This window comes from Halioglobus sp. HI00S01 (assembly GCF_001635445.1).
In the GTDB taxonomy this organism is placed as follows: domain Bacteria; phylum Pseudomonadota; class Gammaproteobacteria; order Pseudomonadales; family Halieaceae; genus Halioglobus; species Halioglobus japonicus.
Window position 1 is genome coordinate 224,704 of the sequence record NZ_LWEE01000001.1, and the last position, 14,758, is coordinate 239,461.

Below are 14,758 nucleotides of genomic sequence, written 5' to 3' on the forward strand. Positions count from 1 at the left end.
GCAAAGTACTATAATTCGCACCACGACATCGGTCGCTCACCGAACCACATTGGAATACCACCATGAAATTAACCATAAATGGCCAGCTTCACACTCTGGACGTTTCTCCCGACATGCCCCTGCTCTGGGCCCTGCGAGACCATATCGGCCTGACCGGCACCAAATTCGGGTGCGGCAAGGGCCTGTGCGGAGCCTGCACCGTGCACCTCGACGGCAGCCCGTTGCGCAGTTGCTCTATTCCCGTGTCCTTCGCTGAAGGCAAACAGATCGTGACCATTGAAGGGCTGGCAACCGACGCTTCGCACCCGGTGCAGAAAGCCTGGAAAGACCAGAATGTACCCCAGTGCGGCTACTGTCAGTCCGGGCAGATCATGTCGGCCGCAGCGCTGCTGGCGACCAATGCCGCCCCTACCGACGCGGAGATTGATGCAGCCATGGCAGGCAACATCTGCCGCTGCGGCACCTATCCGCGCATTCGCAGCGCCATCAAGCAGGCCGCAGCGGACATGGGAGGTGACCAGTAATGGACAGCATTCGCAAAATTTCCCGGCGCCGATTTCTGGCACTGACCGGTTTAACCAGTTCCGGCATGGTGCTTATGGGCAGCCTGCCTGCAACAGCGCTGGCAGGCGTGCTTGATGAGCCCGCCGGTCAGTCGCTAAACCTGTTCGTCAGCGTGCAAGGCGACGGTACGGTAGAAATCATTGCTCACCGTTCGGAGATGGGCACGGGCATTCGCACCAGCCTGCCCCAGGTTGTCGCCGACGAAATGGAAGCCGACTGGGCGCAGGTCAAGGTCATTCAGGGCCTGGCGAACGCCGATTACGGCAGCCAGAACACCGATGGCTCGCGCTCGATACGCAACTTCTATCACATCATGCGCCAGATGGGCGCAGCCGCGAAAGCCATGCTGGAACAGGCCGCCGCCAACCAGTGGTCGGCCAAACTCTCCGACGTGAGTGCCCGTGAGCATCGGGTCCATCACCGTGACGGTCGTTCGCTGGGCTTTGGTGAATTAGCTGCAGCGGCGGCCAGCCTGTCAATGCCGGCGCTGGACAGTCTGACGCTGAAGGACAAACAGGATTTCCGCTACATCGGCAAGAGCGTGCCCATTGTCGATCTCGACGATATCTGCACCGGCAATACCACTTACGGCGTGGACGTGCGCGTACCCGGTATGCTGTTTGCGAGCATCGAGCGCACCCCGGTATTGCAGGGTAAGGCCGTCAGCTATGACGAGGCGGCGGCGCGCAAGCTCCCGGGCGTTGTTGATGTCATCAAGATGGAGGGCAGCCCTCTCCCGTCTGCCTACAATGCGCTGGAAGGCGTGGCTGTACTCGCCACAGATACCTACTCGGCTATGCAGGGTCGATCCAAACTCAATGTGCTATGGAATACCGGTGAGCACGGCAGCTACGATTCAGCCAGCTACCTCGAAGGTCTTGCCCGTGCAGTCAGTGGCGGCCCGGGCGTTGTCCAGCGCGAGCGCGGCGATACCGATGCCGCCCTGAAGGCTGCGGAAAAAACGCTTGAGGCCACCTACAAGGCGCCGTATCTGGCACACGCCTCAATGGAGCCGCCCATGGCCACCGCCCATATCCACGACGGCATCTGTGAGATCTGGGCCTGCACCCAAACCCCGCAATCAACCCAACGCACTGTGGCCGACGTCCTGGGACTGGAACCGGCGCAGGTCAAAGTGCACGTTACCCTGCTAGGCGGTGGCTTCGGACGTAAATCCAAGCCGGACTTCAGTGTCGAAGCGGCACTGCTGGCCAAGGCCACCGGCAAACCCGTGCAGGTCGTGTGGACCCGCGAAGATGATATTCATCAGGATTATTTCCACTCCTGCTCGGCCCAACACTTCAAAGGCGGTCTCGACAATAGCGGCGTTCTCTCAGCCTGGCTGGCCCGTGAGGCCACCCCCTCCATCAGTTCCACCTTCGACGCCAGCGTCGACATCCAGAGCGGTGGTTCGCTGGGCCAGAGCTTCGGTACCGTGCCTTTTGCGGTGCCCAATCTGCGCATCGAAAGTCACAAGGCGCCAGCGCATATGCGCATTGGCTGGCTGCGCTCGGTATACAACATTCCCTACGCGTTCGGCGTCGGCTCCTTCATGGACGAGCTGGCTCACGCCGCAGGCAAAGACCCCCGCGACTTCTGGCTCGAAAGCATCGGTGAGGACCGCCATATTACCTTCGCAGAAGAAGGCCTTGAATTCGGCAACTACGGCCGCAGCCTGGAGGAGTATCCCTACGACACGGCGCGATTCAAGCGGTCGATTTCGGCATTGACGGAGACCTTGCCCTGGGGCGAAAAACTACCCGCAGGACAAGGCTGGGGACTAGCCGCCGCTCGCAGCTTCCTTGCTTATGTCGCCGTGGCCTGCAAGGTCGAAGTGAAGGACGGACGCCTGCGCGTGCTGGAAATGCACACTACCATCGATGCGGGCACGGTCGTAAACCCGGATCGCGTACATTCGCAGATGGAAGGGGCCATGATCTTCGGTCTCAGTCTGGCGCTAATGGGAGAAATCACCTTTGAGGACGGTGCAGCCGTGCAGTCAAATTTTCACGACTATCCCGTGGCACGGATCAATCAGACTCCCGATGTGATCAAAACCCACATCATCCCCAGCGAAGCGCTCCCGGCCGGCGTGGGCGAACCCGGGGTACCACCTGTTGCGCCGAGCATTGCCAACGCCATCTTTGCAGCCACCGGCAAACGCGTGCGCGAATTCCCGTTCAATAAACAGTTCACGGTTTAAACGGGAGCGCGATTACCTTTCATGCGCACGCTTGAACTGGATATTCTCGAGCGCACCCGGCAGTGGTGCGCAGATGGACGCTCGCCCTGGCTGTGCACCATTGTGCAGGCAGTGGGATCATCGCCGAGACCGGTGGGCTCCATGCTCGCCTGCCTCGCCGATGGCGAGTTAGTGGGTTCCCTGTCGGGGGGATGCGTCGAGGAAGATTTGCTGGAACGTATTCAGGGCGGCGCCCTGGCCGCAAGCCTGCCCCGCGTTATCGAATATGGCGTATCGCCGGAGGAGAACGAAAAGCTGGGGTTGCCCTGCGGTGGGCGCCTCTATGTGCTGGTACAGCAACTGGGTGACGCCGATCTGCCCTGGCTGGACGCTGCGCTGGCTGCAATTACCCAGCGCCATTGCATCGAGCGTCACCTGGACTTCGATACCGGCATCAGCACCACCGGGGAAGTGCCCCACTTCACTCACCTGGCATTGCGCGAAACCAGCCTGCGGCAGTGCTTCGGCCCACGGATGCGCATGCTGCTCGTGGGTGCTGGCCAGTTGGCTCAATCACTGGCGGAACTGGCCCTGGCCATGGACTACGAGGTGCTGGTCACAGACACCCGCCAGGCCATGCTCGACCAATGGATGGGGCCGGATGTACCACTGCTGCAGGGTATGCCCGACGACATCGTGCGCGAACATGCTGCCGACCACTTCTCTATCGTCATCACCCTGACCCACGACCCACGCATTGATGACATGGCGCTCATGGAAGCATTACAGACGGACGCCTGGTATATCGGCGCGCTGGGCTCGGTGCGTACCACCGAGAAACGATTGCAGCGGCTGCGAGCGCTGGAACTGGAAGAGCGCGCCATTGCAAAACTACGCGCGCCGGTGGGCCTTCCTATTGGCAGCAAGACACCGCTGGAGATTGCTGTCGCCATCATGGCAGAGCTGACCCAGTTGCGACGCGCGGCCAGCACCTGAATAGAGATTGGCACTACCAGCCCAGTGGTATCGCGACCTCGCGTGGTACCGGAAGCCAAAGCCCCGGGCGCATATTGACGCTGTCAATATGCAGTGATAGCGTGGCACAGTGAATTCTCTGGACCCCCTATGGCCAAGCCACCCTCAAGCGACAAAAAAGCCTATCATCACGGCGACCTGAAACAGGCGTTACTGGATGAAACCGCTCGTATCCTGCGCGAAGAAGGCGAAAGCGCACTGTCACTGCGCGCCCTCGCGGCCAATCTGGGGGTCTCACGTACCGCCCCCTACAATCACTTCGAAAACAAGCAATCGCTACTGTGTGCGATTGCCGAAGAGGGCTTTGCCCGCTTTAACCAGACCATGCAGGACGTGCGCGACAAACATCGCGGCCAGGGTGGCGAAGTGCTGACCCGCGCCCTGGTCAGAGCTTATCTGGATTTCGCTCGCAACAATCAGGAATACTACGACCTGATGTACGGCAGTGATTTCTGGCGCTCCGGCAAGCTTACTCCTACACTCAAATCAACGGCCCGCGGCGTGCTTCGCCAGGACATCGAACGCCTCAAGCGAGGCCAGCAGCGCGGCCTGATCGCCGCCGAGGTGGACGCGGTACAGTTCTCGCAAATGTACTGGGGCACCCTGCACGGCATTAGTCGACTCCTGCTGGACGGCGTATTTACGGATACCACCTCTCTGAAGAAACTCTGCGATTCGACCGCGGCAATGCTGTGGCAACAACTCGACCCAAAAAGGTAAATAGACATTCTCATGTACGACGTATTGCAAGAAACCATCGAAGAGCTCACCGCCGACGATCAGATGTTTGCCATCTCCGAAGCCGAGGTGCGCGGCCAGACCCTGAAAGTATGGACCCATGCTCCGGCCAACCTGCGCGAATTCTGGCTCTCCACTGCCGGTCACGACGACAAAGACTACCTGGTCTACAACGACGAACGCCTGACCTACACCCAGGCCCATGAAAAAGTAGCCCGCATCGCCAACTGGCTGCGCGCTAACGGCATCAAGGAAGGTGACCGGATAGCGATTGCCATGCGCAACTACCCGGAGTGGATGCTCAGCTACTGGGCGATCGCCTGCGTAGGTGCCGTCTCCGTGGGGGTGAATGCCTGGTGGGTGGCCGATGAGTTACAGTACGGGCTGGAGGACAGCAACACTAAAATGCTGATCTGCGACCAGGAGCGTCTGGACCGCTTCACACCGATTCGCGATGCGTTCCCCGATATGCAGGTAGTGACCGTACGCTGCGCCGAGACGCCTGCATGGGCCACGCCCTGGGAGACCGTGGTGGCTGCCCCGGCTGAAATGCCCGACGCCCAGATTGATCCCGATGACGACGTCTGTATTTTCTATACCTCGGGCACAACCGGACGCCCCAAAGGCGCCCAGCTGACCCACCGCAGTTGCGCTAATAATATTGTGTCCACAATCTTTGGCAATCTCAGCCAGGTCACGGCAGTGGGCAAACTGCGTGCGGCGGCCGACCCCGATGCGCAGCTCACTCCGCCGCCGGAGCAACAGGCGTCGATTATTGCCGCACCGCTGTTCCACGTCACCACCAATAACTGTGGCGCCCAGGTACAAACCTTCCTCGGCGGCAAACTGGTGCACATGTACAAATGGGATGCGGGGGAAGCCCTGCGCATCGTTGAAGCGGAAAAAATCACCAGCTTTTCCAGCGTGCCAATTATGACCCGCGAGATGATCGCCCACCCGGATTACGCCAAGCGCGACACCTCAAGCCTGCAGATGTTCGGTGGTGGCGGTGCGCCGGTCCAGGCTGACCTGGTGGACAAAGTGGCCAAAAAGGGCCGCAATGCCTCGCCCGCACAGGGCTATGGCCTCACTGAGACCAGCGGCATCGTCGCCGCCAGCTTCGGCATATTCCTCGAAGATAAGCCCGGCGCTGCCGGACGCTTTGTTCCTGTGTTTGACGTGCGCGCCGTGGACACCGAGGGTAACCCCTTGCCCGCCGGCGAGGTCGGCGAAATCTGCATTCGCGGTCCGCAAGTCATCAAGGGCTACCTGAACCGCCCCGACGCCACGGCCGAGACCATTGTCGACGGCTGGCTGCACACCGGTGACATCGGCTATGTCGACGAGGACAGCTTTATTTTCCTCGTGGACCGCGCCAAAGACATGGTGCTGCGCGGCGGCGAGAACGTGTACTGCTCGGAAGTGGAAGTGGCGCTGTTCAAGTTCCCGGGCGTGAAAGAGTGCGCAGTGTTCTCCGTGCCGGATGATCGCCTGGGCGAAGAAGTTGGTGCTGCAATTGTGCCTGAAGAGGGGATCACCTTTACCGCCGCTGAAGTAAGGGCCTTCTGCAAGGACCACCTGGCAGCCTACAAGATTCCCCGCCACATCTGGATTACCGACACACCCCTGCCCCGCAATGCCACGGGCAAGTTCCTCAAGCGTGAACTGCAATCCACTCTGGTCGTGGACGACGCAGAGTAATACGGCGGCAGACGCTCGCGGCGCGCCTAGCTCACCACATACCTGAGAACTTCAACCACCTGGGCTGGCTCCTCGGCCCAGGCCATCGCGGCTGCATCTACTTCCTTGAGAGGGTGGACGATGCTTTCATCGTGCAGCGTAATGTAGGGTTTGCCCAGGGCCGCGCAAAAGCCTGCATCAAACGCGGCATTCCACTGCTTGTACTTGTCACCAAAGCGAATGACAGCAATGTCGCTTTTCTCAATCAGATTCTTGGTGCGGATGGCATTGACCTTGGAGGACTTGTGGTCGCGCCAGAAGGACTTGCCCTCCTCGCCCAGGACATCGCCCGCCGCATCACTGGCGGTGTGGTCCGTCACCGGTGATACAAAGTTCACCGGCAGGCCCGCAGCCGCGCAGCCCTCAATAATCTGTTCGCGCCAGTCGGTGTGAATTTCACCGGACAGGTAAACCGTCCATTGCATGATTAATACCTCCAAAGTTGGGCGTTCGCGCAGGAGCTGCGCGCCACCAGTTAAGCTTCAACAGGCCTGCATCAGCCGCGTATCTGTTGATAAAAGGCCATAATTTTCTCACGAATCCAGCGACTGGCCTGGTCGTTATCGGCACTGCGATGCCAGATCAGGTTAAGCTGCAGTCCGGGCAATACCAGCGGCATTTCCAGCGCCTTCAATTGCGTGCGCCGCGCCCAGTGACTGGGGGCCGTTAACAGTAGATCCGTCCGCCCCACCACCTCCGGTGCCGTGTAGTGGTTCTGCATGCGCAGGCGAATATCGCGCTGATAGCCCAGGCGATTGAGCTCAGCATCAACAATCCCCAGCCCGGTAGGGCGACTACTCACGTGGACATGCCCCATGGCCAGATACTGCTCCATGCTGATGCTGTCACCCAGGTCCGGATGATCAGGGCGCACCAGGCAGACATACCGCTCCTTGAACAATGGCTCGTGACACAATTGTGGATCGGCCCGGCCGATCACATCGATCGCCAGATCAAGTTGCCCCGAGGCCAGCGCCGAGAAGAGTTCACGGCGGCGCACCAGGTAATTCTGCACACTAATGCCGGGAGCTTCTCGACCCAGCGTTTCCATGAGATCCGGCAGCAAGGTCGCCGCCGTGTCGTCGTTCATGCTGAGCTGAAACAAGCGATCACAGGATTGTGGATCGAACACGTCGCCCTCGAGCACCGAGGTCTCGAGCATCTGCAGTGATTCCCGAACCCTGCCAATAATATTTTCCGTCAGCGGGGTGGGCACCATGCCCTTGGGCGTGCGCACAAACAACTCGTCGTTAAAGGTCTTGCGCAGACGCGCAAGCGCGTTGCTGACCGTGGGCTGGGTGACGCACAACACGTCAGCCGTGCGGGTGAGATTGCGTTCGGTATAGATGGTATCGAGCACCACGAACAGGTTCAGGTCGACACGATTAAGGCGCATATCGGCGGATATTGGGTCTTCACTATAGACAGATCTTATACAGTAGCATTAACGCAATAAATTTCAAAAATATACTGCACTTATCTAAGCTCCGGGGCTGAACTGCACAATTTATGTACGAGGAACCCACTATGAGCAGCAATATTTTCGATCTCGGCGGCAAAATCGCACTGGTCACAGGCGCCAGCCGTGGCATTGGCGAGGCGATCGCCCATCTGTTGGCCCAGCACGGCGCCCATGTCATCGTCTCCAGCCGCAAGATTGAGGACTGCCAAACCGTTGCCGACTCCATCGTCGCCGCGGGCGGTAAAGCGGAAGCCCTTGCCTGTCACGTGGGCAACATGGATGCCATTACCGAAGCCTTTGCGGCCATTAAGAGCAATCACGGCCGCCTGGACATCCTGGTAAACAACGCCGCGGCCAACCCCTATTTCGGCCACATTCTCGACACCGACCTGGGCGCCTACAACAAGACTGTTGAGGTCAACGTGCGCGGCTACTTCTTTATGTCGATCGAAGCCGGCAAGCTCATGCGCGAGCAAGGCGGCGGCACCATCGTCAACACCGCCTCCATCAACGGCCTGCAGCCCGGCCCCATGCAGGGCATTTACAGCATCACCAAGGCCGCTGTGATCAACATGACCAAAGCATTCGCCAAGGAGTGTGCACCGCTGGGCATTCGCTGTAACGCCCTGCTCCCAGGCCTGACTAAAACCAAGTTTGCCGGCGCCCTGTTCACCAACGACGACATTTACGAACACGCCATCAAGAACATCCCCATGGGCCGCCACGCCGAGCCCGAAGAGATGGCCGGCACTGTGCTATACCTCGTCTCCGACGCATCCAGCTACACCACCGGCGAGTGCATTGTGGTCGACGGCGGCCTGACACTGTAAGAGGCGATCATGAACAATACATTTCAAGACAAGGTCATTCTGATCACCGGCGCCGCCGGCGGTTTTGGCCAGATCCTGGCGCAGAAAACCGCTGCCCGCGGCGCACGCCTGGTGCTGGGTGATCTGGACCTGGATGCGCTGGAGGCTCTTGCCGCACCGCTGCGTGACAGTGGGGCCGACGTAACCACGGCGCGCTGTGACGTGAGCAATGAAGCGGATGTCGCTGCGCTGGTAGCACTCGCCACAGCTGAGTTCGGACAACTGGACATCGCGGTGAACAACGCCGGAATATCCGGCTTGTTCAAACCGCTGATTGAGATTGATGAAGCGGAGTTCGATACCAACCTGGCCGTCAATGCCAAGGGGGTCTTCTTCGGCATTAAGCATGAGGTATTGCAAATGCTCAAGCAGGACGGCGGCATCATCCTCAATGTGGCCTCAATGGCAGGCCTGGGCGCAGCCCCGATGCTGGGCGCCTACGCCGCTGCGAAACACGCAGTGGTCGGCCTGACCAAGACAGCCGCCGTGGAATACGCCGACAAAAATATCCGGGTAAACGCCATCTGTCCGTTCTTCAGCCCCACCCCCATGGTCACCAGCATGGCAGACGAAGGTATGCAGGGCATGCTCGCCAAGCGCTGCCCGATGAAGCGCCTCGGCTCACCCGAAGAAATGGTCGATGTCATGATCACGCTTATCGACCCGAACAACAGCTATATGACAGGCCAGACCATTGCCGTTGATGGCGGCACGTCGGCCTTTTGATCGAGAGGATTTATCATGGATTTTACTTACTCCCCCAAAACCCAGGAAATGTGCGCGCGCGTCAGCGCCTTTTTGGAAGAGCATGTTGTTCCCCGCATTCGCCAGTTCAATGAGGAGGCACATGAGGGCTACGAGATCTCGTTTCTCCCAGAGCTTCGCGAGCTGGCAAAATCCGAGGGACTGTGGAACATGTTCCTGCCTCACCTCAAGGATGACGAGCCCGGCACCCGCCTCAGCAATCTCGAGTATGCTCCGGTCGCCGAACTGACCGGCCGCGTAGGCTGGGCACCGGAAGTGTTTAACTGCAACGCGCCAGACACCGGCAACATGGAACTACTGCACATGTTTGCCACCGAGGAACAACGCGAGAAATGGCTGAACCCGTTGCTTAACGGCGAGTTCCACTCTGCATTTGCCATGACCGAACCCGACGTCGCCTCCTCCGATGCGACCAACATCACTACGCTGATGCGTCGCGAGGGCGATGAGTATGTCATCAATGGCCGCAAGTGGTTTATCTCCAATGCCGCACGTCCCGATTGCAAAATCTTTATCGTGATGGGCAAGACCGATCCCGATAACGAAAACGTGCACAAGCAGCAGAGCATGATACTGGTACCGGCAGGCACCCCCGGTATGGAGATTCTTCGGGCACCCACGGTCATGAACCACCATTCGCGTGAAGGTCACTGCGAAATCGTGTTCAAGGACGTGCGCGTCCCCGCCAGCAATCTCCTCGGCGAGGAAGGGTCAGGCTTTGCCCTGGCGCAAGCCCGTCTCGGACCGGGCCGCATTCATCACTGCATGCGTGCCATTGGCGCTGCCCAGCTGTGCCTGGAACTCATGACCGAGCGCGCCCAGGAGCGCAAGAGCTTTGGCAAGTTCCTGTACCAGCACGGTTCCGTGAGCGAAGCGATTGCCCAGTCACGTATGGAAATCGAATCCACGCGCCTGCTGGTACTGAAGGCCGCATGGATGATGGACAACGTGGGCGCCAAGGAAGCCCGTCGGGAAATCTCGATGATTAAGGTGATGGCCGCGCAACTGCTGTGCCGGGTCAGCGACCGCGCGATTCAGGTGTTTGGTGCGATGGGCCTGAGCCCGGACACCCCCCTGGCCGATATCTACACCATGGGTCGTTCACTGCGCTTCGCCGATGGTCCGGACGAAGTTCACCTGCAGGGTATTGCCCGCATGGAGATCAAGCAGAGCCGCGAGACGCTCGGCGCCAGCGCCGCCTACCTCACGCCGCCCCTTCGCGACTAAACGCCGCAGGCCTCCCGCTCCGGGAGGCCTATCCCTCTTCTTTCTCCATCGACCGCCGGATCATCGCTTCCATTTCATCGTGGTCGAGGCCGCCATCAAAATTGCGATCGAGGAAAATCCATTTGAACCCGATGTTCTTACGCATGCGCTCCGACATTTCCTTGCGCTGTACTTTGCCATCCAGATTCTGGTCCAGGTAACCCACCCACTGGGACACACCGGAGCGAAGATCGTCATGAATAGGTTCGCTCGCCAGCTCGTCCGTCCAGGCAAAGCTGACTGAACCGTAGAGCATTTCCTCCTCACTCTGCAGCCCCCATGACACCTCTGCATCCGGGTCAGGATTTCCCGGATTGTTCGCGGAGTTATCGTAAATTGTGCGATGCACAATCCGGGTACCGGCAGGCACCTGCATCGGCTCGACAAAGTTGTAGGTACGCTGCCAGTTAAAGTCGTAATTCGGCACCGACAGAATCAGCTCCTCGCGACCGTCGGGATAAATCAGCTCAAAAGTGGAACTCTTGCCACGATAGTGAGAGTGCGGGGTTAGTGAATACAACGTGGCGTCATGATAGAAGCGCACCGACGCCATTTCCTCGTGATTCGCCGCGCGGGGCGGAATGCGTATGGCGGGGTTCACCACCACTTCCTGGCGCAGGAATTGCGCTGGCGGTTCCTCCGCAAAATACAGCCCGATACGCGTGACATCCGTCGACGCCTTGCCATAGGGTGTGTAGTGCATCTGGAACGTATAGTAGGCACCCGGCGGGACATAGACACCCGTGCCCTCAGGCATAAATGCACTCTCATTGCCGGGTGCATAACCCATGATGTAGTTCTCGAAAATATCCTCTTCGTCCGCATCCTCCACGTTGATCTTCTCGTTCACCGTACCCATAAGCACGTGATGCACTGCCTGGGCGTCGCCAGGGATCACCGTGGCCGCCACCACCCAGGCGCCCTCGTCCAACGGATTGGCCACTTGGGGAAACTGGTAGTCAACAGTGCCGGTCGCAGGCACCTCAAACGCCGGCACCTCAATCACCAGGTCCGGCTCGCCCAGGGTCCAGTCATTCTGGCGGGGAGGAATATCGCGCAGCGGATCGGGGCCATCACCGCGGGGCGCGCCCGCTTCAAGCCAGGCAATCAATACAGACCGATCCTCACTGGACAGCCCACCGTCGTGCTGCCACTCGCCCACTGCAGGGTCTGCATGCCAGGGCGGCATACGCCGGGTGCGCAACACTTCCCGGATCATAGGCGCAAAACCCTGGATCATGCGGTACTCGGACATTGCCCAGGGGGCAATGCCGCCCTCCACGTGACAGGCCGTACACTTGTCCCTGAGCAGCGGCGCGATGGTCTCGCTGTAGCTGATATCCGCCTGCTGCGGCTGGATATTCACAATGCAGCCAGGCGAGCGCTCTTCGCGGTAGGCAGGACTGTCACCGGCAATCATGGCGTCGAGTACCTCGGCCACGTAGTGCTCGCCCGCGTCATCTTTCTGGCGCTCATAGTGCACCCGGTCATTCACCGCACCGCGATACACCATACGCCAGGTTTTCGGATCGACCACGATCACCTCGGCGGTGCGGGTCAGTGCCAGGGAACGGCCAATGTCCTGTGTTTCATCCACCAGAATGGGGAAATCCACCTCCCACTCGGCGGCCTCAGCAGCAATTCTCTCGCGGGTGTCCTGCAGGTTGCTGTTAATCATGGCGAACTGCACGCCTTCGCCCGCGTACTTATCGCGCAGGGCCTTGTAGTCGGGCATGGTGGAGCGAATGATCTGACAGCCATTGCCATGGACAATCAGCACAATCGCCGGCGCGTCCGCGTGGTAGTGCATGCGATGTGCATTACCCTGTTGATCGAGCAGCACAAAATCATCGACTCGCATACCTTCGGAAGCAGCGGGTTGCGCCAGTAGAGAAACCAATGCGACCAACAACGGGGCCAGACGTGAAAACAACATGCCAGTAACTCCAATCCCTAATTTTTTCATAAGCGATAGACCCAACCGACACCAAAGGTGTCGAACTCGTTGCCGATCCGGGTGAGTACACCGCGACTGGCATATAACTTGAGGCTCTGATGCCGGGTGAAGGGCATAGAGAACGTAATTCCCAGACGCGAGTTTTCCTGGCGATCATCCTGGCGTTCACCATTGGCGTCGGTGCGGCCACCCGCGAAGTAGTTCGCATCCAGTGATACCCAGCGTCCTTTACCCAGCAAGCGAATCAAGTGCCCACTCACCTGGTAGAGCGGATCCTGCTCAATGGTATTGCCGTTGAAGAAATCATCGTTTTCTTCGAACACACTCACCTGCCCCTTGAGCTCCCACTGCCAACGACCCGTGCGCCAGGTCACACCCAGAGCGGGCGTCACTTTCCAGCGATTGGCACCGGCGTTGATCAATTGCTCGGAACTGTAACTCCCCCAGGGCAGCTGCGCAGCCACGCTGGCCCCCACGACTAATCCCTGCTGCCAGCCGCCAAACTCTTCCAGACCCATGGCAGGGGCACCATAAAAATTCCAGGTGAGCTTGAGATTTGGATCCGTGTAATCACAGCGCCGCCCCTCAGCGAATTCACCCATAAAGATAGCGGAACCCTCATAGCAGGTACGTCCGGCCACAAAGTCGACCTTGGATGAACTGCCCGCCAGGGCAAAGGTATGGGAAACCCCGACCAGGCCAACATCTATGGTGAGCTCGGCATCCTGTAAGGGTGACGACGGCGAAGGACTCAAATCACCATCGGAACGACCCAGGCCCACCAACAAAAACGTCTCCCCGACGGGAATATTGTTGAAGCTGCGAGGCTCAAGTGCCTGGCTGGACGCGTACCCCGCCAGCAACAGCTGAAAAACAACACACCCCGTCGCGATCGTAAGCCGCATACTGACAACCCGCTCCCTGCTTGCCAATAATGAGTACTAACTATAGCGTGTCACGCTTTGCTTCGCTCTCAAATAACATCGACAAGAGGAGTATCCCGACATGAGGCGAAACTAGGATGGTTCGATCAGCCCGTCTCGAATAAAAATAGTCTGCTGGTTCACTGCATTAACTGCCCCGTCGATTTAGAATCCTCAATTGCTGAACAACACTGAGGACAATTTGTGTTCCAGGTATTTGCTACTACGCCAGAGAATATGGGCCCCGGCGAAATAGGCGCGCATGCAGCGCGCGCGGAGGCCATGGGCTTCGACGGCCTCCATGTTCCTGATGCGGTGCACGACGGCCTGTTATTGTCTGCCATGGCGCTGGCCGCCACTGAAACACTGCTGGTTGGCACCGGTGTATTGCTGGCCTTCCCGCGCAGTCCGATGATTATCGCCATCGCCGCATGGGATCTACAAAAAATGTCCAGCGGTCGGTTCGAGCTTGGCCTTGGTACCCAGATCAAGCAGAACATCGAGCAGCGCTATTCCGCACGCTGGGATTCGCCGGTACCGCAGCTGCGGGAATATGTGCAGGCACTGAGAGCGATTTTCCATAGCTTCCAGACCGGGGATCGTCTGAATTTCGAGGGCGATCACTACCAGTTGACCCGCCTGCAACCATTCTTCAATCCGGGCCCTATCGATCATCCCAACATCCCTATTCTGTGTGGTGCGGTGGGACCCGCCATGACCCGTATGGTAGGTCGCATCGCCGACGGCATGATTACCCATCCCACCAATACGTCCCCGGAGTACATTCGTGACGTCTGCCTGCCACGGCTACAGGGCGGCTTCGAGCAGGCGGGCAAAACCGGAGATGACTTCAAGCTCGTACTCGGGCCGCTGACCGCCACCGGCAAAGACGAAGCAACGGTCGCTGCGCAGTGGGAAAAGCAACGCAATCTGCTTGGCTTTCTCTATTCCACTCCGGCTTACTGGCCGAGCCTGGAACTGTTCGGCTGGGAGGCGAAAGGCCAGCAATTATTGGACATGACCCGCGCCGGCAACTGGCAGGCAATGCCAGACATAGTGACGGACGAGATGCTGGCGGCGTTTGTGCCGAGAGGCACCTATAGTGAGATCGTTGATACCTACCAGAACCGCTACGCTAATCTCACCCGGCGTATCACCTTCCCCATGCCGGACAACCCTGCCGATGATGGACTGGCAGCAAAGGCGATCAGCGCACTGCAAAGGTGCTGAGCGAGACCAGGCAATTGCAGCGCTCGC

The 14,758-nt window shown here is 59.2% G+C and carries 13 protein-coding genes; 9 read left to right on the top strand and 4 right to left on the bottom strand.

Going from position 1 to position 14,758, the window contains the following annotated elements; genetic code table 11:
• The first annotated feature begins 62 nt into the window (after window positions 1-62).
• The 5 genes from A3709_RS01010 (at window position 63) to A3709_RS01030 (ending at window position 6,220) form a co-directional block, all read left to right on the top strand.
• Window positions 63-524, top strand: coding sequence for a (2Fe-2S)-binding protein (locus tag A3709_RS01010; RefSeq protein WP_066048695.1), 462 nt, complete (start codon window positions 63-65; stop codon window positions 522-524).
• Window positions 524-2,767, top strand: coding sequence for a xanthine dehydrogenase family protein molybdopterin-binding subunit (locus A3709_RS01015; RefSeq protein ID WP_066048699.1), 2,244 nt, complete (start codon window positions 524-526; stop codon window positions 2,765-2,767). Before A3709_RS01010 ends, A3709_RS01015 begins: the two co-directional genes overlap by 1 nt.
• 21 nt (window positions 2,768-2,788) lie before the next feature.
• Window positions 2,789-3,742, top strand: coding sequence for an XdhC family protein (locus tag A3709_RS01020; RefSeq protein WP_066048702.1), 954 nt, complete (start codon window positions 2,789-2,791; stop codon window positions 3,740-3,742).
• A 129-nt stretch (window positions 3,743-3,871) separates the two neighbouring features.
• Window positions 3,872-4,501, top strand: a complete 630-nt coding sequence (locus A3709_RS01025) for a TetR/AcrR family transcriptional regulator (RefSeq protein WP_082849792.1) — start codon at window positions 3,872-3,874, stop codon at window positions 4,499-4,501.
• A gap of 12 nt (window positions 4,502-4,513) precedes the next feature.
• Window positions 4,514-6,220, top strand: coding sequence for a class I adenylate-forming enzyme family protein (locus A3709_RS01030; protein WP_066048705.1), 1,707 nt, complete (start codon window positions 4,514-4,516; stop codon window positions 6,218-6,220).
• A gap of 26 nt (window positions 6,221-6,246) precedes the next feature.
• Here A3709_RS01030 and A3709_RS01035 read toward each other — a convergent pair whose 3' ends face one another.
• On the bottom strand, window positions 6,247-6,684 hold the full coding sequence (locus A3709_RS01035) for a YtoQ family protein (protein ID WP_066048708.1): 438 nt from the start codon (window positions 6,682-6,684) through the stop codon (window positions 6,247-6,249).
• A 71-nt stretch (window positions 6,685-6,755) separates the two neighbouring features.
• A complete protein-coding gene (locus A3709_RS01040) occupies window positions 6,756-7,655 on the bottom strand; it encodes a LysR family transcriptional regulator (RefSeq protein WP_066048711.1) in 900 nt (299 codons plus the stop codon).
• Window positions 7,656-7,786: 131 nt separating this feature from the next.
• On the opposite strand from A3709_RS01040, the gene A3709_RS01045 reads away from it, so the two are divergent.
• Genes A3709_RS01045 through A3709_RS01055 form a run of 3 tightly spaced genes read left to right on the top strand, consistent with a single transcriptional unit; the run spans window position 7,787 to window position 10,582 of the window.
• Window positions 7,787-8,551, top strand: coding sequence for an SDR family oxidoreductase (locus A3709_RS01045; protein ID WP_066048714.1), 765 nt, complete (start codon window positions 7,787-7,789; stop codon window positions 8,549-8,551).
• A 9-nt stretch (window positions 8,552-8,560) separates the two neighbouring features.
• The gene (locus A3709_RS01050) at window positions 8,561-9,316 is read left to right on the top strand and encodes an SDR family NAD(P)-dependent oxidoreductase (RefSeq protein ID WP_066048717.1); all 756 of its coding nucleotides are present in this window, start codon (window positions 8,561-8,563) and stop codon (window positions 9,314-9,316) included.
• A 15-nt stretch (window positions 9,317-9,331) separates the two neighbouring features.
• Entirely contained in the window at window positions 9,332-10,582 is a 1,251-nt protein-coding gene (locus A3709_RS01055; protein WP_066048720.1) for an acyl-CoA dehydrogenase family protein, read from the top strand.
• Window positions 10,583-10,610: 28 nt separating this feature from the next.
• Here the strand turns inward: A3709_RS01055 and A3709_RS01060 are convergent, their stop codons facing one another.
• Both A3709_RS01060 and A3709_RS01065 read right to left on the bottom strand, forming a co-directional pair.
• On the bottom strand, window positions 10,611-12,557 hold the full coding sequence (locus tag A3709_RS01060; RefSeq protein WP_197484019.1) for a redoxin domain-containing protein: 1,947 nt from the start codon (window positions 12,555-12,557) through the stop codon (window positions 10,611-10,613).
• Window positions 12,558-12,583: 26 nt separating this feature from the next.
• A complete protein-coding gene (locus A3709_RS01065; protein ID WP_066048723.1) occupies window positions 12,584-13,483 on the bottom strand; it encodes a transporter in 900 nt (299 codons plus the stop codon).
• A gap of 222 nt (window positions 13,484-13,705) precedes the next feature.
• On the opposite strand from A3709_RS01065, the gene A3709_RS01070 reads away from it, so the two are divergent.
• Window positions 13,706-14,731 carry a TIGR03617 family F420-dependent LLM class oxidoreductase gene (locus A3709_RS01070; RefSeq protein ID WP_066048726.1) on the top strand — a complete coding sequence of 342 codons (1,026 nt, stop codon included), beginning with the start codon at window positions 13,706-13,708 and terminating at the stop codon, window positions 14,729-14,731.
• Window positions 14,732-14,758 lie beyond the last annotated feature (27 nt).